Raw genomic sequence first — 25207 nt, 5'->3', positions numbered from 1 at the left:
GCCGCGTCGGCCGGATCCGGTCGTCCGGCCGGAAACGTTTGCCCGTACGCGGCCGGAAACGTTCTTTGCCCGTACGCTCCCGGAAACGCCGTGCACAGCAGCGAGCCCCGGACCGAGGAACGGTCCGGGGCTCGAATGCTGTGGGTTACTGCTGCGCGCTGCGGCTCGGGGGGCGGTGAGTGCGTACTCGCTGTACGCGCCGCGCGGGCCTAGGCAGAGGGGGGAATCAGGCGGTCGCGTTGCGCGCCCGGTTGCGGGCGGCGCGGCGCTTCATCGCACGGCGCTCGTCCTCGCTGAGGCCACCCCAGACACCCGAGTCCTGGCCGGACTCGAGCGCCCACTGCAGGCACTGCTCCATGACGGGGCAGCGGCGGCAGACGGCCTTGGCTTCCTCGATCTGCAGCAGCGCAGGACCGGTGTTGCCGATGGGGAAGAACAGCTCGGGGTCTTCCTCACGACAAACGGCGTTGTGACGCCAGTCCATGGCTGCTACCTCTCTTGGTATTACGTGCGGGTTGCTTGTGAATGTGAACGCTTTCACGAATCCCCCCGTAAGGGAAGGGCCGACTTCCAGATGGACTGGTTGTGGTCCTGAGCTTGAGGAGGGGTTCTGGCTCTCACGGAGGCCGGTGTTGCGGGCCGTCCCGATCGCCATGTAGAGATTCGCAAACCTCGGCGGCGGATACAACCCCTTCCGGAAAGTTTTTTTTGATTCCTCGGTGTCGACTGGGTCACAGTCGTACTTCTATGGGGTGGGGCCCAGCCCAAACGTTCGAGTTAAAGGACTTTCGGCCCTTCCACTCACACAATCACACGCAGTGCACGGCGTACGCCTGTGAACGTCACGCTCGTACGCAGACCCAGGTGGTCGCCGTCCATCTGGAAGGGGAGCGGGGCCTTTGAATGCAAGGTGAAGTCGGTGAGGTCGTGCAGTGACACCGCGTGCTTGCCGCGCGGCCCCTTCTCGGGCGTCGACGTCAGCAGCTGGGTCGCGTAACGGGCCGCCGCCGTGGTCGAGAGGCGGCTGAGCGCCAGCACGTCGAGGGCGGTCTCGAAGGACGCCTCCGGAGCCGCGTACACCGGGCGATTGCCCAGGTAGGTCCAGGGGGAGGTGTTGCAGACTATCGACATCACCAGGTCCTCGACCGGGTCCTGGCCGGGCCGCTCCAGGCTGATCACCCCGTGTCTGCGGTGCTCCTCGCCGAGGAACTGGCGGGCCACCTGGCGCAGATACAGCGCGTGCGTCGAACGCCTGCCCTTTTCCCGCTGCTGTTCGACCCGGCCGATGACGCCCGCGTCGAATCCGAATCCGGCGCAGAAAGTGAACCAGCGGGCCGGGACGCCTTCGTCCTCGGTGCCCGGCGTGCCCGCCGCGAGGCCCAGGCTCACCGTACGGCCGCGCCCTTCGCGCAGGGCGTCCAGCAGTATGCCGGTGGCCTCGACGGGCTCATTGGGCAGTCCGACCGCGCGGGCGAAGACATTCGTGGAGCCGCCGGGGACCACCGCGAAACTCGGCAGGTTCTCCGGATCGGGTCCGTCGTGCAGCAGTCCGTTGACGACCTCGTTGACCGTGCCGTCGCCGCCGAGCGCCACGACCAGGTCGATGTCGTTGCTCTCCGCGGCCCGCCGCCCGAGGTCGCGGGCGTGCCCCCGGTACTCCGTCGTCACGGCCTCCAGCTTCATCTCGCTGGCCAGCGCGTGGATGAGGACATCACGGGTGCGGGCACTGGTGGTGGTAGCCGCCGGGTTGACCACGAGAAGTGCACGCATGGTCGCCAGAGTACCTACCGGGCGGTACCGGGCACAGTGCAGCCCCTCCCCTCCGGCCCCCGGCAAGAGCGGAAGGAAACGTTCCGCCAGGGGGTGCGGGGCCGCCGGGGGCCCGGGGCGGGCCCGGGGGCGGCGGCTACCCTGCTGGGGTGAGTACTGACCAGCACCCTGACCGCGAGCCCGGCACCGGCGCCCCCGAGGGGCCGCGCCCCGGCCGCCTCACCGCCGCCGCCGCGATCGCCGCCGTCGAGGGCCTCGCCCTGGTCGCCGGCGGCCTCTACATGCTCGTGATGGGCCTGCTGGGCAAGCCCGACCAGCCCCGGCAGGCCGAGACCGGCGGGGTGACGCTGATGGTCCTGGGCCTCATGCCGCTGATCGCCGCGCGCGGACTGCTGCTGCGCCGCCGCTGGAGCCGGGGCCCGGCGCTGATGACCCAGATCCTGGCCCTGCCGGTCGCCTACATGCTGCTGACCTCGAACGGCCCGGCCATCCCGGTGGGGATCGCCGTGGCCGCGCTGGCGGTGACCGGTCTCGTGATGCTGGTCAACCCGGCCACGGCGGAGGCGCTCGGCGTGCGCGGGGCGGGCGAGCGCTAGGACCCGCCCGGCGGGCCTTGCCCTGGGCGCCTTGCCCGGGGCGCCCGGCGCGGGCGCTTCGGACCGCGACCGGATCCGCCCGGCCGGCCCTGGGCCCCGCCCGCCGCACCTCGTCCGGGACGCGGGTCCTCCACGGCCGGACGCGCGGTCCGGCACCCCGGCGCGGGCCGGGCCTACTCCTCCACCAGCAGCTTCTCCCGCAGCTGGGCCAGGGTCCTGGCCAGCAGCCGGGAGACGTGCATCTGCGAGATGCCGACCTCCTGCGCGATCTGCGACTGGGTCATGTTCCCGAAGAAGCGCAGCAGCAGGATGCGCTTCTCGCGCGGCGGCAGGTCCTCCAGGAGCGGCTTGAGCGACTCCCGGTACTCGACGCCCTCCAGCGCCTCGTCCTCCGCGCCCAGCGTGTCCGCGACCGCGGGCGACTCGTCGTCCGTGTCCGGCACGTCCAGCGAGAGCGTGGAGTACGCGTTGGCCGACTCCAGGCCCTCCAGGACCTCCTCCTCGGAGATGCCCAGGCGCTCCGCCAGCTCGTGCACCGTGGGCGAGCGGCCGTGCTGCTGGGAGAGCTCGGCGGTGGCCGTGGTCAGGGCGAGGCGCAGCTCCTGGAGGCGGCGCGGCACCCGGACCGCCCAGCCCTTGTCCCGGAAGTGCCGCTTGATCTCGCCGACGACCGTCGGGGTCGCGTACGTCGAGAACTCGACGCCGCGCTCCGGGTCGAACCGGTCCACCGACTTGATCAGGCCGATGGTCGCCACCTGCGTCAGGTCGTCCAGCGGCTCGCCGCGGTTGCGGAAGCGCCGGGCCAGGTGCTCGACCAGCGGCAGGTGCATCCGGACCAGCCGGTTGCGCAGCTCGGCCTTCTCCGGCGAGCCGTCCGCGAGCTTGCGCAGCTCGATGAACATCGCCCGCGCCCCGCTGCGGTCCTGCGGATCGTGCTGGTGCTGCGTGTGCTCGGTGTGCTCGCTCATGTGGGCCGCCCGCTCTGCCTGCCGCGTCTGCTCCGCCACGGCCTCAAGGCCGTCAAGTCCGTCCACCGGGTGCGGCCGGGCCTGCTGCTCCGGAATGCCGACGGAGCGCGGCACCTCCGGGTGCGCCTCGGGGATGCGCCGCTCGTCGCGCACCGGACCGTCCCCGCTCACGCCGGTCCGGGTCCCGCGCCGCGCTGTTTGTACAGGCTGATGGAGACCGTGCGGTCGTCGGCCACCGAGGAGTCGACCTTGCCGGCGAGCGCGGAGAGCACCGTCCAGGCGAAGGTGTCGCGCTCGGGGGCCCGGCCGTCCGTGGTCGGGGCCGAGACGGTGACCTCCAGCGAGTCGTCCACGAGCCGGAACACACAGCTCAGTACGGAGCCGGGCACGGCCTGCTGGAGCAGGATCGCGCACGCCTCGTCGACCGCGATGCGCAGGTCCTCGATCTCGTCGAGGGTGAAGTCCAAACGTGCCGCTAGACCGGCCGTGGCCGTACGCAGCACCGACAGGTAGGCACCCGCGGCCGGCAGCCGGACTTCCACGAAGTCCTGATTCCCGGGCTCGCCTGCGATCTGGGACACCCTCACCTCCAAGGTGCACAAGCTCTCTCGGGCCCCGGTGGAGGGGACGCCTCCGGGGCCATGCGGTACGTAATGCGTGATCGTGCGCCGTCCACGCGACGTGGTGCTCGGAAGGGCGACGCTATCGCGATCCATGGTGCCGTGTCGCCGGGACCCCTCCCGGCAGGTGTCACTCATGGTAAGCATATGAGCACGGACAGTGGCTAGAGGTGTGCGGTGCCCAATTGCGGTGAACCGGCGCCGGGTTGACGTACCCAGGCCGCGGGCCGTCGAACCGTCGGGACCCTCCTGACCTCCGGGGTCACACCAGTACGTTGTCCACAAAGCACCAGCGCCAGTCCTCGCCCGCCTCCAGCGTGCGCATCACCGGGTGGCCGGTCTCCCGGTGGTGGGCGCTCGCGTGTTTCCTCGGTGACGAGTCGCAGCAGCCCACATAGCCGCAGACCAGGCAGAGCCGCAGCTGCACGTGGTGCGTGCCGGCCGCCAGGCACTCCTCGCAGGTCGTGGTCAGCGGGACCGGCTCGGGGCGCGGCAGTTCGGCAACGTGCGGGCACTCGCTCATGATTGCCAGGTTACGACGGACCGGGTGTGAGGTGACTGGATGGACGCGTTGCCGCTGGTGGCACTGGTGGCGGGGAGCGCGGCGGTGGCCGGCGCCGCCCGCCGCACCCCCGTGCCCGCCCCGCTGCTGCTGGTGGCGGCCGGGCTGGTGGCGGCCTATGTGCCGGGCGTGCCCGACTACGCGCTCGACCCGCACATCGTGCTGCCGCTGCTGCTGCCGCCCCTGCTGTACACGGCGGCCGTCGACAGCTCGTACCTCGATCTGCGAGCCAATCTGCGGCCCGTCGCGCTGCTCTCGGTCGGTTACGTGCTGTTCGCGACCCTGGCCGTGGGCTGGCTCGCCTATCTGCTCGTGCCCGACCTGCCGCTCACGGCCGCGCTGGTGCTCGGCGCGGTGGTCGCCCCGCCGGACGCGGTCGCGGCCACCGCCATCGCCCGCCGCCTCGGCCTGCCCGGCCGGATCACCACGATCCTCCAGGGCGAGTCGCTGGTGAACGACGCCACCGCGATCACCGCGTACAAGGTGGCGCTGGCGGCGGCCGTGGGGGAGGGGGCGACCTGGGCGGGCGGGCTGCGGGAGTTCGCGCTGGCCTCGGTCGGCGGGATCGGTGTCGGGCTCGTCCTGATGGTGCCGATCCACTGGCTCCGCACCCACCTGGGCGAGCCGCTGCTGCAGAACACGCTGTCGCTGCTGATCCCGTTCGTCGCGTACGCGGCGGCGGAGGAGGTCGGGGCGTCCGGGGTGCTCGCGGTGGTGGTCGTGGCGCTCTACCTCGGCCACCGGGCCTGGCAGGTGGACTTCGCGACGCGGCTCCAGGAGGAGGCGGTCTGGAAGATGGTCGCGTTCGTCCTGGAATCGTCGGTGTTCGCGCTGATCGGACTGCAGCTGCCGGTGGTCCTGGAGGACCTGGGCGAGTACGACGCCGGGCAGGCCCTGCTGTACGCGACCGGGGTCTTCGTGGCCGTCGTGGTGGTCCGGTTCCTCTGGGTGTTCCCGGCCACGTACCTGCCGCGCGCGCTCTCCGCGCGCATCCGCGCCCGCGAGCCGGGCACCGACTGGACGGCGCCGGTGATCGTGGGCTGGGCCGGGATGCGCGGGGTGGTCTCGCTCGCCATCGCCTTCTCGATCCCGCTGACCCTCCACGACGGCCGGGCCTTCCCGGCCCGCAACCTGGTGCTCTTCCTCACCTTCACCACGGTCATCGCCACCCTGGTGGTGCAGGGGCTGACCCTGCCGCCGCTGATCCGGGCGCTGAAGCTGCCGGGCCGGGACGCGCGGGCCGAGACGCTGGCCGAGGCGCAGGCCCAGAGCGAGGCGTCGCTGGCCGCCGAGCGGCGCCTGGACGAGCTGCTCGCCGACGAGGCCAACGCGCTGCCCCCGCCGCTCGCCGACCGGCTCCGCACGGTCCTGGAGCGGCGCCGCAACTCCGTGTGGGAGCGGCTGGGCGGGGTGAACGCGGTGACCGGCGAGTCGGCCGACACGACGTACCGCAGGCTCTCGCGGGAGATGATCGGCGCGGAGCGGGAGGTGTTCGTACGGCTGCGGGATGCTCGGCGCATCGATGACGAGATGCTGCGGACGCTGCTGCGGCGGCTGGATCTTGAGGAGGCGGCGGCGTATCGGGAGAGCGAGGAGTAGGACGGGCGTGCGGTTCGGCTGCGGGCCGGTGGTGGGTCGCTCTTGGGCCCGGTCCTTGTCCGCGGGCCGGTGGCGGGCTGGTCGCGCGGTTCCCCGCGCCCCTGAATACCCGCGTTTGTCTGCGGGCCGGTGGTGGGTTGCTCGCGCGGTTCCCCGCGCCCCTCATGGGCCGGACTTCGGCTGCGGGGCGTGGTCGCTTCTCGCGCCGTTCCCCGCGCCCCTTCACGGGGTGCCGGTGATGATTGCTGCCAGGGTTGTGGTCGGGGGGAAGGCGCCCTCTTCCGTCAGTGTCAGTAGGCCGAGCAGCATTTTGGCGACATAGAGCCGTTCGACCGCCAGGCCGTGGCGGGTCTCGAAGTCGGTGGCGAAGGCTTCGAGGGCGGGGGTGGTGCGGGCGTAGCCGCCGCAGTGGAAACGGTCGTCCAGGGACCAGTTGGGGGTCACCGCGCCGAACGCCTCGCGCTGCGACCGGCGTATCTCCTCGTCGAGGAAGCCGCCACGCAGCACCGGGAACCCGACGGCCCGGCCGCCGTCGCCCAGGCCCGCCGCGAGGCCCGCCAGCGTCCCGCCGGTCCCGCACGCCACCGCGGCCACGTCGGCGGCCCCGCGCAGCTCGCGGCCGAGCTCCGTGCAGCCGCGTACGGCCGCGGAGTTGCTGCCGCCCTCGGGCACCACGTACGGCTCGTCCCCGAAGAGCTCGCGCAGCGCGGCCAGCACCTCCGGCTCGGCCTTGCGCCGGTAGGTGGCCCGGTCCACGAAGTGCAGCCGCATCCCGTCGGCCGCGCACCGGGCGAGCGAGGGGTTGAGCGGGCGCCCGGCCAGCTCCTGGCCCCGGACCACGCCGATGGTGGGGAAGCCGAGCAGCCGGCCCGCGGCGGCGGTCGCGCGCAGATGGTTGGAGTAGGCCCCACCGAAGGTGAGCACCGGCCGCCCGCCGGCCTCGGCCAGGTTCGGGGCGAGCTTGCGCCACTTGTTGCCGGGAGGGTACAGCTCCACTGGTCCCAGCGCACCGGGGCCGCCCGGCATCGTGGTGTGGATCAAGTCGTCCCGCTTGAGCAGCAGCCGCACGCCCCGGCGCTCGAACCGCTCGTCGTGGAGTTCCTGGAGCGGGGAGGGCGGCCGGGGCTGCAAGGCGGTGGCAAGGTCTACGGGCTGGCTCACCATCCCATTGTGGCTGCTCAGCGCCGCCGCTACCGCCTGCGGGGCGTGCAGCGCGCGCAGCGGCACGGTGGCCACGCGGAGGTGATCAGCGGCGCCAGGGGAGCATCGGCCCGGAAGACGCGCTCGCTGCCCCAGGTGCGCCCGCCGTCGCGGGAGACCCGTAACCACATGACGGTCTGAGCCCCGGCTCGCTCTCATCGGATGCCCTTCGTCCGGTTTCGTGAGCTGTGAGCGTCCCGCTGCGGCGAGAGCCCTTGCGACGGCAGAGAAGGTGCCGTTCCGGCGTCATCGCAAGGGCGTCAATTCGGTGTCATTGGCCACGGGTTGGCGCTAGCTTGGATCGCATGACGACCGTGGTGCACGTACCGAACGACGCCCTGCGGGCCGTACGCATCGGCCTGCGGATGAGCCAGGACGACCTCGCGAAGGCCATCCGCCGGGCGGGGGACGAACTGGGCGAGCCGAACGACGCCAGCAAGCGGCTGGTGCAGCGCTGGGAGTCCGGGATCAGCCGGTCCCCCCGGCCGGTCTACGCACGAGCCCTGCAAAGGGTCACCGGGATGCCGATCGAGGTCTTGGGCTTCGCGCCGCACGTGCCCATGGCCCGAGTCCGTGAGGACGGCGCGGGAGGGCACGACATGGCGCCGGGCACCGAAGGGGTGGCCCTCGCGTCCGGAGCCCCCCAGGTGGCGCCTCACCGGGCCGTGGACAGCCACAACGGCGTATGGCTGTCCCGCTACGAGTTCTACTCGTCCGGCCGCGACGCGACCTTCGAGGGCAAGCACTTCGTGGTGCTGGTCCAGCACGGAAACCGACTGACGGGACGGTCGCTGCCCGGCGCGTCCGCCAACCCGGATTCCCCGCTCGCCCTGGACCTCACCGTCGACCGCAACGTGGTCACCGGGACGTGGACCGAGGAGACCGCCGGCGGTGGCTACTACCAGGGCGCTCGCTACCACGGCGCGGTGCAGATGCTGGTGGAGCCGACCGGTCGGCGCATGGCCGGGAAGTGGGTCGGCTTCGGCAAGGAGTTCGACGTCAACAGCGGGCCCTGGGAACTGCGTCTGATGGACACCTCCACCGCGAAGGCGACCCTGGAGCAGTACAGCAGGCCGCCGGAGTGATCGGGCGTCGGCGGCAGGCCGTTCAGTGAACCGGTCGAGCGCGTCGGCGATGGACTCCGTCGGAGAGTCGGCGAGCAGTGCGTCGGCGATCCGGCGCGATGTCCTGTACTCCCGGGGGTGGCGTTCCGTCGAGCACTTCCCCTTGCGGACCCGTAGGCCGTACGGCGGCTGGCCGCCCGGCCAGGCCCCGGTGGTCTTCTTCTCGGCCTTGGTCCTGCGCGTGCGCGTCGGGGTGTTGTAGGACTCCGGCCGAGCTTGTTCGGCCAGCCAGGCGAACAGCCCCCGGTGCTGCGGGATGCTGCTGTCCAGGCCGTCCATGTGCGCCAGCAGGCGCGCGCCCCGCTCGTCGAACTGGTCGAGGACCTGGCCGACCTGGCCCATGCCCCGGCGGCTCAGCCGGTCGAGTGTCCAGACCAGGAGGTGCCGCACCTCTCCGGCCAGAACGGCCGAGATGGCATTGTCGAACTCCTCGCGCTTGATCCCCGCCTTGAAGGCGGACAGCTCCTCTTTCCAGACCTTGCGGACCGTGAGGCCCTCGCGGTCCGCAAGGTCTGGAGATCACGCTCGTGCGCGATCAGGAAGCGCTCGTCCTCGACCCGTTGCGGTGGTGAAGGGATGCGTGGCCGCAGCGCGGTGGTGAGGTCGAGCGCCCTGGAGATCACCCGTCCATTGTGCCGCCCGGTCTCACTTGAGGCGCTCGTGCACCCGCTCGCGCAGCCAGTCCATGGTGAAGCCGCGGGGGTCGACCTTGCCCGGCTGCCACTCCTTGTGGCCGATCACCGAGCGTTCGGTCCACCCGTAGTGGCGGCAGACCGCCGCCGCGGCCTTCTCGATGGCTTCGAGCTGGGCCGGTGGCCAGGGGTCTTCGCCGTCGCCGAGGTTCTCGCACTCGAAGCCGTAGAAGTGCGCGTTGCCGTCGGTGTCCGCCTGGTCGCAGGGCGGCAGCCGTTTCTCGGCGATCACCGCGCGCAGTACGTCGCCGTCGCCCGCGCCCGCGTGGTTGGCGCGGCCGTTGCCGACCAGGTGGACCGTGCCGTCCTTGGTGATCACGCCGTGGCAGAGCGGGCCGGGCAGGCTGTCGTAGCCGTCGTAGCAGATGCGTACGGTGGCGTCGGCGCCCTCGGTGACGGTGTGGTGGATCATCACGCCGTTGAGCGGGCCCCAGGCGCCGTGCCCGGCCCGGTTGTGGGTGCGCCACTGCCCGACTTCGACGACGCGCAGCCCCTCGGCGCGCAGGGCGGAGAGGAACTGGTCGGCGGACATGGGTGGGGCCATGGCCGGCTCCTTCGTTCGCGGTACCGGCGGCTGCGGTACCTGATGGCCGCCGGTACCGGTGCGGCACGAGCGGAATGTTGTCTACCGCTTGTACCGGAACCGCAGTGAGTGGGCGATCTGTTCGGACGGCGTGCGAGCCTTTCCGGACAAACCATCCGATTACCCTCAGTCCTGTGCGAGCCAGAGGTCGGGTCCGAACACCTCGTAGTGGATGTCGGCGGGCGCGACCCCCTTGGCCAGCAGCTGGCTCCGGACCGCCCGCATGAACGGCAGCGGCCCGCACAGGTACGCGCGCGTGCCCGGCGCCACCGCCACCGCGGCCAGGTCCACCCGGCCGGTGCGGTCGGCGGGGTGGCCCGGCTCGGGGCGCTCGTACCAGAAGTGGGCGGCGGCGTCCGGGAGTTTGGCCGTCAGGGCCGCGTGGTCGTCGCGCAGGGCGTGCTCGGCGGGGGAGCGGTCGCCGTGCACCACGGTCACCGGGGCGCGGTGCCCGGTGTCCGCCAGGTGCTCCAGCATCGCCAGCATCGGGGTGCAGCCGATCCCCGCCGAGGCGAGCAGCAGGGGCGCCCCGCCGCCGTCGAGGACGAGATCGCCGCAGGTGGCCGAGAGGTGCAGCCGGTCGCCCTCGTGCACGCGCGCGTGGAGGTGGTGGGAGACCTCGCCGTCCGGCGCCCCGGCCCGGCCCCGGACCCGCTTGACGGTGATCGAGCGGGTGGCCGAGCCGGGGGCGGAGCTCAGGCTGTACTGGCGTATCTGGCGGGCGCCGTCCGGGAGTTCGACTTGGACGGAGACGTACTGGCCGGGGCGGAAGCCGGGCGCGGGCGCGCCGTCGGAGGGCCGCAGGTGGAAGGTGGCCGCGTCGGCGGTCTCCTCCGTGCGGCCCACCACCGTCCACTCGCGCCAGACGTCCCCGGCGGCCACCTCGTGGGCCGCGTACAGCCGGGTCTCGACGGCGGTCAGCGCGTTGGCCATCAGCCAGTAGACCTCGTCCCAGGCAGCCGCGACCTCGGGGGTCACGGCCTCGCCGAGCACCTCGGCGATCGCGTCGAACAGATGCCGGTGGACCACCTCGTACTGCTCGGCCGTGACGCCCAGCGAGGTGTGCTTGTGGGCGATGCGGCCCAGCATCGCGTCGGGCCGCCCGTCCGGGTGCTCCACGAGGTGCGTGGCGAAGGCCGCGATGGACCCGGCGAGCGCCTGCCGCTGGAGCCCGGCGGCCTGGTTGCCCCGGTTGAAGAGGTCGCGCAGCAGCTCGGGGTGGGCCGCGAACAGCCGCTCGTAGAAGCGCTCGGTGATGGTGCCGATGGCCGCGCCGACGGCGGGCAGGGTGGCGCGTACGGTCGCGGCCGACTTCTCGGAGAGCAAGATGGCTCCTTAATTGGAATTTTAGAGTCGTATTTAGCGGCGTGGGGTGAGCGGGCTGGTGGTGTCGGGGGGAGGGGGCGCCCGGGCGTGCGCCCCCCTGGCCTCAGCCGGCCCGGCCGCGTCCGCCCGTCAGGCCGATGAGCAGCGGGCCCGTCGGTGAGGTGACGAGGTCGGCGACGGTGATCGGGTCGAGGGAGGCGCAGAACGCCTCCTGCGCGCTGCGCAGTGCGCCGCGCAGCCGGCACGCGGAGTTGAGCGGGCACGGCACGGCCCCCTCGCACTCCACCACGTCACCGGGCCCCTCCAGTTCGCGGACCAGCCCGCCGACCGAGGCGCGGCGGCCCGCCGGGGTGAGCGCGAGTCCGCCGCCGCGCCCGCGCCGGGCCTCGACCAGGCCGAGGTGCTGGAGCTTGGCGACGACCTTCGCGGTGTGCGTGTAGGGCACCCGCATGGTCTCGGCCACCTCGCGGGTGGTGGGCGGCGCCTCCCGGTCGCCCTCGTCCGCGACAGCCAGGCGCATGAGCACGCGCAGCGCCAGGTCCGTGAATCTCGTCAACCTCATGACTGCACCGTAAATAACTTGCATCTTGTGTGCAAGTTTAAGTCCGGAACCGGAGGGGGGATTCGGCGGGGAGGCGCAAGTTGCCCCGCCGGGGCGGTTCTAGTCCCACTCCTTCGTGTGATGGTGCGCGCACCCTCCGTGCTGGAAGGCTTCTCGCTGCAGGTCAGCTCATGATCGGAAGATCGAGAGGGAATCACATGTCGGTCGAGACATCACCCGAGAACCGTGCGCAGCAGAGTCTTGGTACGGCGGCGGCGCGGAATCTGGCGACGACGACCAAGTCGGTTCCGCAGATGCAGGAGATCACGTCGCGGTGGCTGTTGAAGATGCTGCCGTGGGTGCAGGTGCAGGGTGGTACGTACCGGGTGAACCGGCGTCTGAGTTATGCGGTGGGGGACGGGAAGATCACGTTTGTGCAGACGGGTGAGCGGGTGGCGGTGATCCCGGCGGAGCTGGGGGAGTTGCCGGCGTTGCGGGGGTTTGAGGACGAGGCGGTGCTGGGGGAGCTGGCGGCGCGGTGTGTGCAGCGGGAGTTCGCGGCGGGTGAGGTGCTGGCGTCGGCGGGTGGTGCGGTGGATGCGGTGTATCTGCTGGCGCACGGTCGGGTGGAGCTGATCGGTGCGGGCCCCTATGGGGGTGAGGCGGTGCTGGGGGTGCTGGCGGACGGGGCGCATCTGGGGGAGCAGGCGCTGGTGTCGGAGGCGGCGCGGTGGGAGTCGACGGCGCGGGCGGCGACGGCGGTGACGGTGCTGGTGCTGTCGCGGGCGGATGTGCTGAACCTGGCGGAGCGGGCGACGGGGCTGGGGGAGCATCTGGCGGGGTTCGCGCTGGTGCCGGACCAGCGGACGAACAAGTACGGTGAGGCGGCCATTGATCTGGCGGCGGGTCATGTGGGTGAGGCGTGATCCCGCATACGTATGTGGATTATGAGGGTGCGCCGCGTGAGTATGAGCTGTCGGTGGCGCAGACGGTGCTGAAGGTTCACAGCCGGGTGGCGGATCTGTACAACCAGCCGATGAATCAGACGGAGCAGCAGTTGCGTCTGACGGTGGAGGCGTTGCGGGAGCGGCAGGAGGACGAGCTGGTCAACAACCGGGAGTTCGGGTTGCTGGCGAACTGTGATTACAGTCAGCGGCTGCAGCCGCATGACGGGGTGCCGAGTCCTGATGACATGGATGAGCTGTTGTCGCGGCGGCGGGGGAGCAAGTTGTTCCTGGCGCATCCGAAGGCGATCGCGGCGTTCGGGCGGGAGTGCAACAAGCGGGGTCTGGTGCCGGAGTCGGTGGATTTCGAGGGGCATCGGCTGCCGGCGTGGCGGGGGGTGCCGATTTTTCCGTGCGGGAAGATCCCGTTGAGTGCGGAGCGGACGACGTCGATCATCTGTATGCGTACGGGTGAGGACGAGCAGGGTGTGATCGGGCTGCGGCAGAGCGGGATCCCGGACGAGATCGAGCCGAGTCTGTCGGTGCGGTTCATGGGGATCGACGAGCAGGCGATCATCTCGTATCTGGTGACGGCGTACTACTCCGCGGCGATCCTGGTCCCCGACGCCCTGGGCGTCCTCGAAAACGTCGAAGTCAGCCGCTGGCGCTGAGAGACCCCGGACGGGCGGCCCGCGACGGGGAGGTCGGCGGGCCGCCCGCCCGGCAACGACACAGCCGGCGGGGCGCGCCGCCGGATGCGCGCGCCACAGGGAAGCCGCGCCCGTACGGGCAGGGGCGCGGGCGCCCGGGTAACAGCCTTGGCTGGTAGGGGCGTTCGAGAAACTCCGTACGGCATCCCGGCGCGGCCGGGGAGCACGGCACTCCACGCAATGGCTTGGCCGCGACCCAGGCATTCGACAACTCCGTACGACATCCCAGCGCGGCCCGGGAGCACGGCACTCCGCGCGACACCTCAACACGGCCCAGGAGCAGGGCAGGGCAAAGCAGGACGCGGCGCAGCGAACACGACGAGAGGAATGTCGAGTTGGTCATGGGGGAAGCCGTCGAGGGACGTGAGGCCGTCGACCTGCTGGAGCGGACCCGGCTGGCGGTGAACCCGTGGCTGCGGGCCACCGTCGAGTCGCTGCCCGGCTCGATACGGCGCGTCGCGATGTACCACTTCGGCTGGGAGCACGCGGACGGCACGCCCGCCGCCGGACAGGCGGGCAAGGCCATCCGGCCCGCCCTGGTGCTCGCCGCCGCCGCGGCGCTCGGCGGCCGGACCGAGCACGCGCTGCGGGCCGCCGCCGCCGTCGAACTCGTCCACAACTTCACCCTGCTCCACGACGACGTGATCGACGAGGACGCCACCCGCCGCCACCGGCCCACCGCCTGGACGGTGTTCGGGACGCCCGACGCCATCATCGTCGGCGACGCCCTGCTCGCCCTGGCGCTGCGGCTGCTCGCCGAGGACACCCATCCGGCGGCCCCGGCCGCCTCGGCGCGGCTCGCCTCCTGCGTCATCGAGCTCTGCGCCGGACAGCAGGCCGACTGCGCCTTCGAGCAGCGCGGCCCGCAGGAGGTGTCGCTGGACGAGTGCCTGGACATGGCGATGGCCAAGACGGGGGCGCTGCTGGGCTGCGCCTGCTCGCTGGGCGCGCTGTACGCGGGGGCGGAGCCCGAGGAGGTGTCGGCGCTCGACGCGTTCGGGCGGGAGGCGGGGCTCGCCTTCCAGCTCATCGACGACCTGATCGGCATCTGGGGCGACCCCGGCCGGACCGGCAAACCGGCCGGCTCCGATCTCGCCTCGCACAAGAAGTCGCTGCCGGTGGTGGCCGCCCTGACCTCGGGCACCCCGGCCTCGGCCGAACTCGCGGAGCTGTACCGGGGCCCGATGGGGGCCGCCGCGGTGCGGCGGGCGGCGGGGGCGGTGGACCGGGCGGGCGGCCGGGACTGGGCGCAGATCCACGCGGCCGACCGGATGGCCCGGGCGGTGGGCGAGCTGTCCAGGGCGGTCCCCGACCTCGGGGCGGCGGGCGACCTGCTGGCGCTCGCGGAGTTCGTGACCAGGCGCTCGCGCTGACCGTACCGGCGGGGGTGGTGGCCCGAGGGGGCCGTGGCTGACCGCACCCGCAGGGGGAAACGGCCCGAGGGGGGCCGTGGGCGAAAGCCCGAGGGGGGCGGGACGAGGGGCTCCGGGCTGCCACCGGGGCCCCTCGTTCCCTGACTCTGGGAGAGTCAACCCTAGGATCGTGGCCGTCAGTTGAGGATCGACGGAACGTGACAAGGGCGGCCGACATGCATGTCGACACGAATACGGGACCGGAAGCGGGCATACGCCGGGTGGCACCGGACGACGCCGGGGCGCTGGAGGCGGTGGTGGACCTCCTCGACACGGTGTTCCAGAACGACCCGGTGAGCAGCTGGGTCTTCCCGGACCCGGCCCACCGCCGCGCCGCGCACCCGCGCCTGATGCGCGCCTTCGCGGAGATCTCCCTGGCCGAGGGCCGGGTCGAGCTGGCCGGGGACGGCACGGCGACGGCCCTGTGGGTGGACGTTCCGGCCGGGCCCGGGGACGACGAGGAGGACGGGCCGGTGCTGCTGAGGGAGGCCGTCGACCCGGAGAACGAACGCGTCGAGCAGATCGGCCGGTTCACCGCCTCCATCCATCCGCACGGCCGCGCGCACACCTATCTGCTGCTGATAGCGGTCGCGCCGGAGCGCCAGGGCCGGGGGGACGGGGCCGCGCTGATCGCGGCCGAGCTGCGGCGGTGCGACCGGGCGGGGCTGCCCGCGTATCTGGAGGCCAGCAACACGCGCAGTGCCCGGCTGTACGAGCGGCTGGGCTTCGTCCACCTCGGGGAGCCGCTGCGGCTGCCCGGGGGGCCGCAGATGTATCCGATGTGGCGCGAGCCGGTGGGCTAGCGGCGCCCCGGGAGCCGGTCACCCAGCGGCCCGTTCCGCAAGCCGGTGGTCTGGCGCCCCGCCCCGGAAGCCGGCCGCCCCGAGTGCCCCTCGGCCACCCGGCGGACCCCTCACCCGCCCCCGCCGGGCCCGTGGCCGCTCAGGATCCCACCACCCGGTCCACGACCATTTCCACCAGGCGGTCGGTCTGGTCCGGGCCGAGTACGTCCGGCAGGGTGAGGGAGTCGATCAGCAGGCCGGTCATGGCGAAGTGGAGCAGCCGTACGGTGTCCGCGTCGCCCGGGAGCCCCGCGTCCAGATGGAAGCGGATGTTGGCGTCCAGGTCGGCGCGGATGGCCTCGGTGAGCGTCGCCCGCAACTCCGGTCTGCGGGTGGCCTCCAGCTTCAGTTCCAGCAGCGCGAGACAGCCGACGCGCTCCTTGGCCATGCGCCGCACCAGCCAGTGCATCAGTGAGGCGACGAGCTCCCGCGAGGGCGCGGGCCGCAGCGCCTCGGCCACCTCGTCGGGGTCCGGCGCCATCCGGACGTGGATGTGCCGCCCGGCCTGGATGAACAGGTCGTCCCTGCTGGTGAAGTAGTTGGACGCGGTGCCGGGCGGCACTCCGGCCTCGGTGTCCACGGCGCGGAAGGTCATCCCGCGCGCCCCCTCGCGCGCCAGCACCTCGATCGCCGCGTCGACGAGCGCGGTCCTGCGCTCCGGGTTCCTCACCATCCGCGTTCCTCTCTCAAAGGGATTGCGCAACCACTACGTCCAAAGTACTTTACGTGAAGTGGTTGGCGATCCGAGCGTGCCGACCGCGTCGACCGTGCCAGCCACACCGACCGCACTCCCGAACCGAAGAGGTCAGTTTGCGCAAGCTTTCGTATTACATCGCCCTCACCATCGACGGCTTCATCGCCGGTCCGGACGGGTCGTTCGACTTCTATCCGGTGAGCGAGGAGTTCGCGGGCTTCATGGCGCGCGAGATGCCGGACGCCCTGCCGACCGCCGCCCGTCAGGCCCTGGGTGCCGCCGACGCGCCGCTCGGCCGGTACGACACGGTGCTGATGGGGCGCGCCTCGTACGAACCGGGCCTGCGCCACGGCATCACCAGCCCGTACGCGCACCTGCGCCAGATCGTCTTCTCGCGCAGCCTCGCCGAGTCCCCCGACCCGGCCGTGGAGATCGTCTCCGGCGACCCGGTCCCGTTCGTCCGCGAGCTCAAGAAGGAGGCGGGCGCCGACATCTACCTGTGCGGCGGGGCCGACCTCGCGGGCCAGCTCGTCGACGAGATCGACGAGCTCGTGATCAAGAGCTATCCGATCGTCGCGGGCGCCGGAATCCCGCTGTTCCGGGCCGAGTTCTCGCCCCGCTCGTTCGTGCCGACGGACAGCCGTACCTTCGAAAACGGTACAGTCGTCACCACTTACGCAAGGAAGCGGTAACTCCCATTTCGGTCACGCCCTGTGACGAACGGCAGGGTGCGCCGCTAATCTCCCGCCCATGACACCACAGTCCTGGGCGGGCTGGTACCGAGACCGCCATGGATCCGAAGCGCTGACGATCACCACTGACGGGGCGCGGCTGCACACCCGTATCAGGGGGGTCGACTTCGCCGGAGCGGGGTTCGACTCGCTCGGCCCGGTACCGGGCATACCGACGGAGGGTTCGTTCGCGCTCGACGGCGGCGCCCTGCGCGACTTCGTCCTCGAATGGGACATGCCGCTCCCCGTCGCCTCCGCCGACGGCGGGGTCCAGCAGGCCACGCTGAGCTGCCTGATCTCGCTCAAACCGCCGGAGCCCGACCTGGGGCTCGCGCTGCACCTCGGGGGAGCGGTGTACGCGACGGGGCGCGGCGAGCTGGACTTCGGCTCGGCGCTGAACGACATCCGGCGCCAACTCCCGCAAGGCGCGCGCCTCCAGCACTCCGTACTCGACAGCATCTGACCACCTGTGGCCCTGCCGCGCCGGGAACCGTCCGGGGCGGCAGGGCCACACCTGTCACGGGCGTGCGCGACGTCTGCGGCGTGCGCGGTGTCACGTTCTTTGGCGTCACGTCAGAAGTACGTCAGAGAAGCCCACTTGGCCTCCTCGGCGTTCGATTGTTCTACTACTGTGCGAACAATGAAGGTTTCGACGAACCGTGCCCGGTACCACCTGATCGCGCTCTCCGTACTGCCGTTCCTGGGGGCCCTCGCCGTCGACCTGGGCCTCTTCCTCGCCCTCCGAGACCGGCTGCCGCACAGCCTGGCCACCCACTTCGACGGGAACGGCGCCGCCGACGGCTACAGCGGCCGGGGCGCGTACGTGGGCGTGAACATCGGCCTGGCCGCCGGGCTCGCGGTGGTGTGGGCGGCCGTCGCGGCCACCGCCGACTTCACCCGGCGCGGCGCGCGCTGGACCGTCCACGCCGGATACGCGACCGCGGGCCTGACCGGATACCTGATGGCGGCGGCACTCTTCGCGAACCTCGACGCGCCCGACGGGAGCGGAGTGCGGCTGCCGTGGTGGCAGTTGGCCGTGGCCCTCGCGGTGGCCGCGCTCGCCGCCGGGGCGGGGGCGCTGCTGCTGCGCCGCGTCGACCTGCCGCCGCCCGCGCCCTCCGAGGGGACCGGCGCGGTGGCGCGCCTCGACCTCGCGGACGGCGAACTGGCGGGCTGGGCCCGGCTGGCCCCCTCGCGCGCGCTCTGCGCGGCCGGGTTGGCGCTGCTGGTGGCGGGCGGCGCGCTGACGTACGTGTACGGCTGGGGCCGGGCCGCCGCGCCCCTGGTGTGCGGGGTGCTGATCCTCGCCTGCTCCTGCCCGTACGTCATCGTGGACCGGCACGGTCTGACCGCCCGCCCGACCCCGCTGCCGTGGCCCCGGGTGCGGATACCGCTGGCCGACGTGGACCGGGCGGTGAGCCGGGAGGTCAAGGCCCTCGCGGAGTACGGGGGATGGGGCTACCGGGTGCGGCCCGGGCGCTCCGGGCTGATCCTGCGCTCCGGCGAGGCCATCGTGGTGCGGCGCTCGGGCGGGCGGGAGTTCGCCGTGACGGTCTCCGACTCCGCCACGGCCGCGGCCCTGCTCAACACGCTGGCCGAGCGCGAGGGGGCGCGGGGCTGATGCTGTTCCGGGTGGATCCGGCGTCCCCGGTGCCGCTGGGCGACCAGATCGCCGCGTCCGTGCGGCGCGCGATCGCCGAGGGAACGGTCCGGCCGGGCGAACGGCTGCCCGCCGCACGCGTCCTCGCCGGCTCCCTCGGCGTCAACGTCCACACCGTGCTGCGCGGCTACCAGCGGCTGCGCGAGGAGGGCCTCATCGAACTGCGCCGGGGCCGCGGCGCGGCCGTGGTCGACTCGACGACCTCGACCGCCCGGGCCCGGCTGATGGTACGGGTGAGGGAGCTCGCGGAGGAGGCGCGGGGCCTGGGGCTGACGGAGGACGAGGTGATTCAGCTGGTGCGGGTGGGGTTGGGCGGGGGGTAGGGAGTCCGTTCGGGGGCGGCGGGGCTGGCCGGCGTCACCGCTCGGCGGCGCCCCGAGGCAGGGCCGGACCCCGGTCAGTGGTCTCGCCGGGCCCCGCCCGGTGGCCCTGCGGGGCAGTGGCGGCGGGGAGTGGTGAGGCGACCCGAGGCCGGGCGGACCCGTCCCGCCCCGCCCGGCGACCCGGCTCGGCCCGCCTCGGCGGTCAATAGGTCTGGAGCTCGACCAAGTTGCCGTCCGGGTCGTGGAGATGGGCGGCCCGCATGGTCGGGCCCCACTGCGGCCGGTCCTGGGCGGGGGCCACCACCGTGGCGCCCGCCGAGGTGCACAGCTCGACACCGGCGTCCAGCGCCCCCGGCCCGTCCACCCGGATGACCACGGACGCCCCCGCCGGTACGTTCTCCGCGCCGACCGCCGCGGCCATCGCGGCCCGTGAGAACAGGGCGAAGGTGGTGCGCCCCTCGCAGTCGTCCCAACTGGCGTAGCCGGACGACTCGGTGCCGCGCGCCAGCGAGCAGCCGCTGAGTCCGGGCAGCACGGCCGCGTAGAAGCGGAAGGTCGGCTCGAAACGCTCCACCAGGAGCCGGGTGTACGGAGGTTCAAGAGGTGCCATGGCTTGAATTTACCGCGACCGTACGGGGGCGGGACCGGGCCCCGTACGGGCGTACGCGCAGCGCAGCCGGGGCGCGCGGGCTCACAGGGGGAGGGCCCCCTCCACCCGGCGGGCCGCCAGCATCCGGCCGGGAGTGGTGCCGGCCAGCGCGCGGAACTCGCGGTTGAGGTGCGCCTGGTCGTAGAAGCCGCAGAGCGCGGAGGTCTCGGCGAGGGTGGCGGTGCCGCGGGCGAGCATCCGTACGGCCCGGTCGAAGCGCAACACCCGCCCGTACGTCTTGGGGGTGAGGCCGATCTGCTCGGTGAACCGGCGGATCAAGTACCCCTTGCTCCAGCCGACTTCGGCGCTGAGCCGGGCGACCGGGATGGTCCCGGCGGTACGGGCGAGCAGCCGGTAGGCGTGGCCGACCTCCGGGGCGGGGTCGGGGCCCCGGGCGAGGCGGTCCAGGAGCGCGGCGTCCAGCAGGTCGAACCGCTCGGCCCAGTCCACGGTGGCCGCCAGCCGCTCCGCCAGCAGTTCGGCGCCGGGGCCCAGGACGTGGTGGAGCTCGACGACGTGCTGGGCGAGCTCGCCCAGGGGCAGGGCGAACAGCCGGAACGCGCCCAGCGGGGTGAGTTCCAGCCGGATCGCCTCCTGCCCGCCGTGGTGGCCGCAGAGCGTGGGGCTGTCCTCCAGCCCGACCACCAGCGAACCGATCCGCCCGCTGCCCGTGCCGGGCGCCCCGATCCGGCGCACCTGGGCGAACGGCTCCCCGAGGTTGATGACCAAGACGGCCCGCCCGGTCGGCACGACCCGCACCTCGTACGGCGAGAGCCCCGAGTCCCAGTACCCGGCGTAACTGCGCAGGAAGGGCCGCAGCCCCGGATGCCAGTCCCGGGTGACCCGCCACAGCCCCCCGGCCCGCACGACGTCGACCCGCCCACCCGCGAGTAAGCCGTGGCCCCCCAACACCCCTCCCCCCACCCGGCCGCCCCGCGACCACCGATGTCCTACCAGCACGGCTACTTCCCACCCTGCCCGCAGCGGATGCCCCAGGGTCGAAAAACCGACAACACCCGGCTCCGCGCGGATGCCGGGTGTTGCGGGTACCGCTGGCGGAAGGCGGGGTGCTCAGCTCGCGCTCTGACCTCCCTGACGGCCATCGACCTGTGGCACCGCGGGCAGGACCGGCCGGCCGTCGCGGAGGTACCGAGGACGACCGTCGGCGAGCAGAAGCATTCTGGTCCGCCGTACGTCGGGGAAGCGCGTCAGGCAATCCCGTACGGGTGGGTATCCGCGATGCGGAGCCAACAGGTCCCGGAGGGCGTCGAGCTGGTGGACCACGCAGACCGAGCCGAGGGCCGGGTCGGCGGAGAGCAGGTCGTGGCCCACGTGCAAGGCGGCATCCAGCTCGCGGTCCGGTCATTGGGCGGCTGACCCTGGGCAACCGAGGACGAATGTGGAGTGCTCTATTGCCAGCCGTCGAGGGAGACTTCCGGACCACCCGCGAGGTAGCCGTGGAGGGCCCTGGCGGTGGTCTCCACGAACTCCGCGGGGATGGCGTCGGCGTCGACCCAGCGAACCTGGGAGTGCTTGCGGGGTTCGCGGTTTTCGGGTTCGCCGGTCCATTCCTCAGCGGTGAAGACGACCGTGAGGAAGCCGTTGGGGGCCTCGACGCCCCAAGCGCCGTGGATGATGTGGGCGACCTTGAGGGACTCGGGCTCCACGGTGAGGCCGGTCTCCTCGTAGAGCTCGCGGACCGCGGTCTCCGTGATGGGTTCGCCCGGCTCGCTCTTGCCGACGGGGAGGTCCCACATGCCCTGGGCGAACTTGGCGTTCTGGCTGCGCTGGAGGAGGACGACGCGATTGGTGGCTTTGTCGTGGACGATGACGGCGGCGACCAGCAGGGTCATCGACTCGAGCGCGGGCTTGAGGGCTCGGGGGCGGTCGTTGGTCTGCTGGGCCACGATGTTCCCTTCGGTAGGCGGGGTGTTGGGCATCTCAGGCGAGCGCCTCGTGGGCGCGGCGGGCCAGATCGGCGGCGCCGGGGACGCGACGACGCCGGTAGACCGCGAGGGTGGAGCGGAGCGAGGTGATGGCCTTGCGGGTGCGGTCGGAGGTGCGGAGCCACCCCCACTTGAGGCCCGAAGAAAAAACCGCACCCGGCTCGCCACGGACGCCGATTTCGGCGGCCTGCGGGCCGGGTGCGGACGGGTAGGCGATGCGGCCCGCGGAAGCGCGGGGCGGACGGCCCAGCCAGATCAAGCCTTCTTCGTCTCCCAGAAGATCCGGTCGATCTCGGCGATCAGCTCAAGGGCCTTCTCGCCGGTCTTCGGGTCCGTCGACGCCTTCGCGGCCGACAGGGCCTTGAGGGTGTCGTTGACCAGCTGGTGGAGCTGGGGGTACTTCTCGAAGTGCGGGGGCTTGAAGTAGTCGCTCCAGAGCACCGAGACGTGGTGCTTGGCGAGCTCGGCGCGCTGCTCCTTGATGACCACGGCACGCGCACGGAAGTGCGGGTCCTCGTTGGCCTGGAACTTCTCCTGGACTGCCTTGACCGACTCGGCCTCGATGCGGGCCTGGGCCGGGTCGTACACGCCGCAGGGCAGGTCGCAGTGGGCGCTGACCTTCACCTTGGGGGCAAACAGGCGGGAAAGCATTGAGCTGTCCTTCCTCGTGATCGTCTTCTCAGGTGGGACATTACTCGGTGAGTGACCTGTTTTCGCGAGTGCCCCCGGGGGCTTAGGACAAAAGTCCAGGGCCACCACGGGGCCCGTGGCGGAACGTACCGTGGGTGTGGACCGGGTAGCGGGAGGTGGGTGGCGGATGACGGATCAGGGGCGGGAGCCGAAGGTGCCGTTGGGGATCGCGGAGGTGACGGGGACCTCCATGGTGCCGACGCTGCTCCACGGTGATCAGCTGCTGGTGCACTACGGGAGCGAGCTGCGGGCGGGCGACGTCGCGGTGCTGCGGCACCCGCTCCAGCAGGACCTGCTCATCGTCAAGCGGCTGATCGAGCTGCGTGAGGGCGGCTGGTGGGTGCTCGGGGACAATCCGGACGACGAGGTCGTGGACAGCCGGGCCTTCGGGACCGTGCCGTGCGAGCTGGTGCTGGGGCGGGTGCGCGGGCGGTACCGGCCGCTGCTGCCCGGGCGTCAGCGCTCGGTGGGGGTGCTGCTGTCCTGGGTGCTCTCGGCGGTCCGGCCGGTGTTCGCGGACCGGTCGGTCTCCAGGCGCTTGCGGGCGCGGTAGGCGGCCACGTTCGCCCGGGTCGCGCACCGGTCGGAGCAGTAGCGCCGGGAGCGGTTGGTGGAGGTGTCGAGGTAGGCGTTGCGGCACGGTGCTGCCTGGCACAGGCCGAGCCGGTCCACCCCGTACTCGGTCAGGTGGAAGGCCAGTCCCATGGAGGCGAGCGCCGCGTAGCCCGCCGTCGCGTTGGAGGTGTGGTCCGCCAGGTGCATGTGCCACAGCGGGCGGCCGTCCTCGTCCCGGTGGTCGTGGCCGGAGACCTGCGGGCTGACCGGGAACTCCAGGAGCAGCGAGTTCAGCAGGTCCACCGCCCGGGTTTCCTCGCCCTCGTCCGCCGCCTCGAACACGGCCCGCAGCCGGGCCCGCACCGCCCGCAGCCGGGGTACGTCGGCCTCGGTGGCGCGGCGGGCCGTCATGGACTCGGAGCCGAAGAGCTCGCGGATCACCTCGACCGTCGTCAGGGAATCCTTGTTGCGGGCCGGCTCCTCGGTGTTGACCAGGCGCACGGCGTAGTCCGAGTAATAGGCCAGTTCCACTTGTGATCCTTACGGCGGCAGTAACGGCTGGATGCCATCCGAGGGTATTACGTGAGCGGCCCCGGCGGGGACGGAACCCCACTACGCCGAACGGGGCGGTCCGGCCCGATCGGCCGTACCGCCCCGCCTCGTACCTCCGGCCCGTCGGCCGGCCGCAGGATCTTCGACTACAGGACCTCGGTCGGAGGGCCTCGACTACAGGGCCCGGACTACAGGACCTTCGACAGGAACGACTTCGTCCGGTCGTGCTGCGGGTTGGTCAGGACGTCGCGCGGGTGGCCGGACTCGACCACCACGCCGCCGTCCATGAACACCAGCGAGTCGCCGACCTCGCGCGCGAAGCCCATCTCGTGGGTCACCACGACCATGGTCATGCCGTCCTCGGCCAGACCGCGCATGACGTCCAGGACGTCGCCGACCAGCTCCGGGTCGAGCGCGGAGGTCGGCTCGTCGAAGAGCATCAGCTTGGGCTCCATGGCCAGCGCGCGGGCGATCGCCACGCGCTGCTGCTGGCCGCCGGAGAGCTGCGAGGGGTAGTTCCCCGCCTTGTCGGCCAGGCCGACCCGGTCGAGCAGCTTCTGGGCGCGCTCGCGGACCACCGCCTTGCTCTCGCCCCTGACCTGGATCGGCGCCTCCATGACGTTCTCCAGCGCCGTCATGTGCGGGAACAGGTTGAAGCGCTGGAAGACCATGCCGATGTCGCGGCGCTTGAGCGCGACCTCGCTGTCCTTCAGCTCGTAGAGCTTGTCGCCCTTCTGGCGGTAGCCGACGAGCTCGCCGTCGACGTACAGCCGGCCGGCGTTGATCTTCTCCAGGTGGTTGATGCACCGCAGGAAGGTCGACTTGCCGGAGCCGGACGGGCCGATCAGGCAGAACACCTCGCCCTCGGCCACCTCCAGGTCGATGCCCTTGAGGACCTCGACGGATCCGTAGGACTTGTGCACGCCTTCGGACTTCACCATGGCGGTCATCAGCTCACCACCTTGGGGGTGCTGCGGAGCGAGGTCAGGTTGGCCCTGACTCGCTGGAACGGGGTGGGCGGGAGCGCCCGGGTGGAACCGCGGGCGTAGTAGCGCTCCAGGTAGTACTGGCCGATCGAGAAGACCGTGGTCAGGATCAGGTACCAGGCGGCGGCCAGGAACAGCATCTCGACCGAGGCGCCGGACGTCTGGCCGATGTCCTGGGCCTGGCGCAGGAGTTCGTAGAACTGGACCGCCGAGACCAGCGAGGTGGTCTTCAGCATGTTGATGACCTCGTTGCCCGTCGGCGGCACGATCACGCGCATCGCCTGCGGGATCACGATCCGGCGCAGCGTCTTGCCGTGGCTCATGCCCAGCGCGTGGGCGGCCTCGGTCTGGCCCTCGTCGACCGCCAGCAGACCGGCGCGGCAGATCTCCGCCATGTACGCGGCCTCGTTGAGGCCGAGCCCGAGCAGCGCCGTGAGCAGCGGCGTCATGAACGAGGACCAGTAGTCCTTGTAGATCGGGCCGAGGTTGATGTACTCGAAGACCAGGCCCAGGTTGAACCAGACCATCAGCTGGACCAGGACCGGGGTGCCCCGGAAGAACCAGATGTAGAACCAGGCGATGGAGGACGTCACCGGGTTCTTCGACAGGCGCATCACGGCGAGCAGGATGCCGCCCGTGATGCCGATCGCCATGGACAGGACGGTCAGCAGCAGGGTCTGGCCGACACCGTCGAGGATGCGGTCGTCGAAGAAGTAGTCCGGGATGGCACCCCAGTTGATCTTGCCCTGGCTGAACGCGTAGATGATCGCGGCGAGCAGGGCGATGGCGATCACGGCGGAGACGTACCGGCCGTAGTGGCGGACCGGGATCGCTTTGATGGCCTCCGGAGCGGCGGGGGGAGTGTCCGCCGGCTCCGTCTTGTTGACGTCAACAGTCACGGGTGTTGCCTTTCAGAAGCCTTCAGGCCGCCC

The 25207-nt window shown here is 71.9% G+C and carries 30 protein-coding genes and 2 pseudogenes; 13 read left to right on the top strand and 19 right to left on the bottom strand.

All coding sequences use genetic code 11. The features are described from left to right. Positions 1 to 226 precede the first annotated feature (226 nt). Positions 227 to 484: a WhiB family transcriptional regulator gene (locus tag AB5J87_RS12085; RefSeq protein WP_004937597.1), complete on the bottom strand. Its 258-nt coding sequence runs from the start codon at positions 482 to 484 to the stop codon at positions 227 to 229. Between the two features lie 317 nt (positions 485 to 801). Beyond that, complete coding sequence (locus AB5J87_RS12080; RefSeq protein WP_369376468.1) at positions 802 to 1770, bottom strand: diacylglycerol kinase family protein; 969 nt, start codon at positions 1768 to 1770, stop codon at positions 802 to 804. 149 nt (positions 1771 to 1919) lie between these two features. On the opposite strand from AB5J87_RS12080, the gene AB5J87_RS12075 reads away from it, so the two are divergent. Then, positions 1920 to 2366: a hypothetical protein gene (locus AB5J87_RS12075; RefSeq protein ID WP_369376466.1), complete on the top strand. Its 447-nt coding sequence runs from the start codon at positions 1920 to 1922 to the stop codon at positions 2364 to 2366. 173 nt (positions 2367 to 2539) lie between these two features. Here the strand turns inward: AB5J87_RS12075 and AB5J87_RS12070 are convergent, their stop codons facing one another. From AB5J87_RS12070 to AB5J87_RS12060, 3 genes are all read right to left on the bottom strand, one after another. Further along, on the bottom strand, positions 2540 to 3469 hold the full coding sequence (locus tag AB5J87_RS12070) for an RNA polymerase sigma factor SigF (protein ID WP_369383484.1): 930 nt from the start codon (positions 3467 to 3469) through the stop codon (positions 2540 to 2542). A 32-nt stretch (positions 3470 to 3501) separates the two neighbouring features. Beyond that, on the bottom strand, positions 3502 to 3915 hold the full coding sequence (locus tag AB5J87_RS12065; RefSeq protein ID WP_067163834.1) for an anti-sigma regulatory factor: 414 nt from the start codon (positions 3913 to 3915) through the stop codon (positions 3502 to 3504). Positions 3916 to 4216: 301 nt separating this feature from the next. Next, positions 4217 to 4477: a UBP-type zinc finger domain-containing protein gene (locus AB5J87_RS12060; protein ID WP_369376465.1), complete on the bottom strand. Its 261-nt coding sequence runs from the start codon at positions 4475 to 4477 to the stop codon at positions 4217 to 4219. 39 nt (positions 4478 to 4516) lie between these two features. On the opposite strand from AB5J87_RS12060, the gene AB5J87_RS12055 reads away from it, so the two are divergent. Beyond that, positions 4517 to 6115: a Na+/H+ antiporter gene (locus AB5J87_RS12055; protein WP_369376464.1), complete on the top strand. Its 1599-nt coding sequence runs from the start codon at positions 4517 to 4519 to the stop codon at positions 6113 to 6115. Positions 6116 to 6337: 222 nt separating this feature from the next. Here AB5J87_RS12055 and AB5J87_RS12050 read toward each other — a convergent pair whose 3' ends face one another. Further along, on the bottom strand, positions 6338 to 7276 hold the full coding sequence (locus AB5J87_RS12050) for a 1-aminocyclopropane-1-carboxylate deaminase/D-cysteine desulfhydrase (protein WP_369376463.1): 939 nt from the start codon (positions 7274 to 7276) through the stop codon (positions 6338 to 6340). 9 nt (positions 7277 to 7285) lie between these two features. Between AB5J87_RS12050 and AB5J87_RS12045 the strand changes: the two genes are divergently transcribed. Further along, the gene (locus AB5J87_RS12045) at positions 7286 to 7456 is read left to right on the top strand and encodes a hypothetical protein (protein WP_369376462.1); all 171 of its coding nucleotides are present in this window, start codon (positions 7286 to 7288) and stop codon (positions 7454 to 7456) included. 164 nt (positions 7457 to 7620) lie between these two features. After that, on the top strand, positions 7621 to 8400 hold the full coding sequence (locus AB5J87_RS12040) for a helix-turn-helix transcriptional regulator (protein ID WP_369376461.1): 780 nt from the start codon (positions 7621 to 7623) through the stop codon (positions 8398 to 8400). Positions 8401 to 8592: 192 nt separating this feature from the next. Here the strand turns inward: AB5J87_RS12040 and AB5J87_RS12035 are convergent. The 4 genes and pseudogenes from AB5J87_RS12035 to AB5J87_RS12020 all read right to left on the bottom strand — a co-directional run. Beyond that, a pseudogene (locus AB5J87_RS12035) lies at positions 8593 to 8934 on the bottom strand (recombinase family protein); the annotation flags it as partial. A gap of 150 nt (positions 8935 to 9084) precedes the next feature. Continuing rightward, the gene (locus AB5J87_RS12030; RefSeq protein ID WP_369376459.1) at positions 9085 to 9675 is read right to left on the bottom strand and encodes an N-acetylmuramoyl-L-alanine amidase; all 591 of its coding nucleotides are present in this window, start codon (positions 9673 to 9675) and stop codon (positions 9085 to 9087) included. A 165-nt stretch (positions 9676 to 9840) separates the two neighbouring features. Then, entirely contained in the window at positions 9841 to 11040 is a 1200-nt protein-coding gene (locus AB5J87_RS12025) for a globin domain-containing protein (RefSeq protein ID WP_369376458.1), read from the bottom strand. A gap of 103 nt (positions 11041 to 11143) precedes the next feature. Beyond that, positions 11144 to 11602 (bottom strand): Rrf2 family transcriptional regulator, encoded by a 459-nt coding sequence (locus AB5J87_RS12020; protein WP_369376457.1) that lies wholly within the window; start codon positions 11600 to 11602, stop codon positions 11144 to 11146. A gap of 197 nt (positions 11603 to 11799) precedes the next feature. On the opposite strand from AB5J87_RS12020, the pseudogene AB5J87_RS12015 reads away from it, so the two are divergent. The 3 genes and pseudogenes from AB5J87_RS12015 (at position 11800) to AB5J87_RS12005 (ending at position 15450) form a co-directional block, all read left to right on the top strand. After that, positions 11800 to 13196 (top strand): annotated as a pseudogene (locus tag AB5J87_RS12015) (family 2B encapsulin nanocompartment shell protein). A gap of 380 nt (positions 13197 to 13576) precedes the next feature. After that, complete coding sequence (locus AB5J87_RS12010) at positions 13577 to 14608, top strand: family 2 encapsulin nanocompartment cargo protein polyprenyl transferase (protein ID WP_369376456.1); 1032 nt, start codon at positions 13577 to 13579, stop codon at positions 14606 to 14608. A 215-nt stretch (positions 14609 to 14823) separates the two neighbouring features. Continuing rightward, positions 14824 to 15450, top strand: a complete 627-nt coding sequence (locus tag AB5J87_RS12005) for a GNAT family N-acetyltransferase (protein ID WP_369376455.1) — start codon at positions 14824 to 14826, stop codon at positions 15448 to 15450. Positions 15451 to 15589: 139 nt separating this feature from the next. Here AB5J87_RS12005 and AB5J87_RS12000 read toward each other — a convergent pair whose 3' ends face one another. Further along, positions 15590 to 16162 (bottom strand): TetR/AcrR family transcriptional regulator, encoded by a 573-nt coding sequence (locus AB5J87_RS12000; protein WP_369376454.1) that lies wholly within the window; start codon positions 16160 to 16162, stop codon positions 15590 to 15592. A 137-nt stretch (positions 16163 to 16299) separates the two neighbouring features. Between AB5J87_RS12000 and AB5J87_RS11995 the strand changes: the two genes are divergently transcribed. From AB5J87_RS11995 to AB5J87_RS11980, 4 genes are all read left to right on the top strand, one after another. Then, positions 16300 to 16875 carry a dihydrofolate reductase family protein gene (locus tag AB5J87_RS11995; protein ID WP_369376453.1) on the top strand — a complete coding sequence of 192 codons (576 nt, stop codon included), beginning with the start codon at positions 16300 to 16302 and terminating at the stop codon, positions 16873 to 16875. A gap of 58 nt (positions 16876 to 16933) precedes the next feature. After that, positions 16934 to 17377, top strand: a complete 444-nt coding sequence (locus AB5J87_RS11990; protein WP_369376451.1) for a DUF6304 family protein — start codon at positions 16934 to 16936, stop codon at positions 17375 to 17377. 177 nt (positions 17378 to 17554) lie between these two features. Beyond that, positions 17555 to 18535: a DUF1648 domain-containing protein gene (locus AB5J87_RS11985; protein ID WP_369376450.1), complete on the top strand. Its 981-nt coding sequence runs from the start codon at positions 17555 to 17557 to the stop codon at positions 18533 to 18535. Continuing rightward, positions 18535 to 18897 (top strand): GntR family transcriptional regulator, encoded by a 363-nt coding sequence (locus tag AB5J87_RS11980; RefSeq protein WP_369376448.1) that lies wholly within the window; start codon positions 18535 to 18537, stop codon positions 18895 to 18897. The genes AB5J87_RS11985 and AB5J87_RS11980 overlap by 1 nt, the downstream gene beginning before the upstream one ends. Before the next feature lie 202 nt (positions 18898 to 19099). On the opposite strand, the gene AB5J87_RS11975 is transcribed toward AB5J87_RS11980, so the two are convergent. Further along, positions 19100 to 19507 (bottom strand): glyoxalase/bleomycin resistance/extradiol dioxygenase family protein, encoded by a 408-nt coding sequence (locus AB5J87_RS11975; protein WP_369376446.1) that lies wholly within the window; start codon positions 19505 to 19507, stop codon positions 19100 to 19102. An 81-nt stretch (positions 19508 to 19588) separates the two neighbouring features. After that, on the bottom strand, positions 19589 to 20458 hold the full coding sequence (locus tag AB5J87_RS11970; protein ID WP_369376445.1) for a helix-turn-helix domain-containing protein: 870 nt from the start codon (positions 20456 to 20458) through the stop codon (positions 19589 to 19591). A gap of 327 nt (positions 20459 to 20785) precedes the next feature. Here AB5J87_RS11970 and AB5J87_RS11965 point away from each other — a divergent pair, with 327 nt between their 5' ends. Continuing rightward, the gene (locus tag AB5J87_RS11965) at positions 20786 to 20923 is read left to right on the top strand and encodes a hypothetical protein (RefSeq protein WP_369376444.1); all 138 of its coding nucleotides are present in this window, start codon (positions 20786 to 20788) and stop codon (positions 20921 to 20923) included. Positions 20924 to 20955: 32 nt separating this feature from the next. On the opposite strand, the gene AB5J87_RS11960 is transcribed toward AB5J87_RS11965, so the two are convergent. From AB5J87_RS11960 to sodN, 3 genes are read right to left on the bottom strand one after another with little or no spacing between them, the layout of a single operon-like run. Beyond that, positions 20956 to 21486, bottom strand: a complete 531-nt coding sequence (locus AB5J87_RS11960) for an NUDIX domain-containing protein (protein ID WP_369376442.1) — start codon at positions 21484 to 21486, stop codon at positions 20956 to 20958. A 1-nt stretch (position 21487) separates the two neighbouring features. After that, entirely contained in the window at positions 21488 to 21751 is a 264-nt protein-coding gene (locus AB5J87_RS11955; RefSeq protein ID WP_369383773.1) for a hypothetical protein, read from the bottom strand. Then, a complete protein-coding gene (gene sodN / locus AB5J87_RS11950) occupies positions 21748 to 22143 on the bottom strand; it encodes a superoxide dismutase, Ni (protein WP_067163856.1) in 396 nt (131 codons plus the stop codon). The genes AB5J87_RS11955 and sodN overlap by 4 nt, the downstream gene beginning before the upstream one ends. Before the next feature lie 166 nt (positions 22144 to 22309). On the opposite strand from sodN, the gene sodX reads away from it, so the two are divergent. Continuing rightward, positions 22310 to 22735 (top strand): nickel-type superoxide dismutase maturation protease, encoded by a 426-nt coding sequence (gene sodX / locus AB5J87_RS11945; protein WP_369376441.1) that lies wholly within the window; start codon positions 22310 to 22312, stop codon positions 22733 to 22735. On the opposite strand, the gene AB5J87_RS11940 is transcribed toward sodX, so the two are convergent. The 3 genes from AB5J87_RS11940 to AB5J87_RS11930 form a co-directional block, all read right to left on the bottom strand. Beyond that, positions 22639 to 23268 (bottom strand): ABATE domain-containing protein, encoded by a 630-nt coding sequence (locus AB5J87_RS11940; RefSeq protein WP_369376439.1) that lies wholly within the window; start codon positions 23266 to 23268, stop codon positions 22639 to 22641. The two genes, sodX and AB5J87_RS11940, sit on opposite strands and share 97 nt — an antisense overlap. A 209-nt stretch (positions 23269 to 23477) precedes the next feature. Beyond that, positions 23478 to 24239 (bottom strand): amino acid ABC transporter ATP-binding protein, encoded by a 762-nt coding sequence (locus AB5J87_RS11935; RefSeq protein ID WP_369376438.1) that lies wholly within the window; start codon positions 24237 to 24239, stop codon positions 23478 to 23480. Then, positions 24239 to 25174, bottom strand: coding sequence for an amino acid ABC transporter permease (locus AB5J87_RS11930; protein ID WP_369376436.1), 936 nt, complete (start codon positions 25172 to 25174; stop codon positions 24239 to 24241). The genes AB5J87_RS11935 and AB5J87_RS11930 overlap by 1 nt, the downstream gene beginning before the upstream one ends. Positions 25175 to 25207: the final 33 nt, after the last annotated feature.

The organism is Streptomyces sp. cg36 (assembly GCF_041080675.1).
GTDB lineage: Bacteria > Actinomycetota > Actinomycetes > Streptomycetales > Streptomycetaceae > Streptomyces.
The sequence above is the reverse complement of the archived record's forward strand: the minus strand, read 5'-3'. Positions and strand labels throughout refer to the sequence as shown.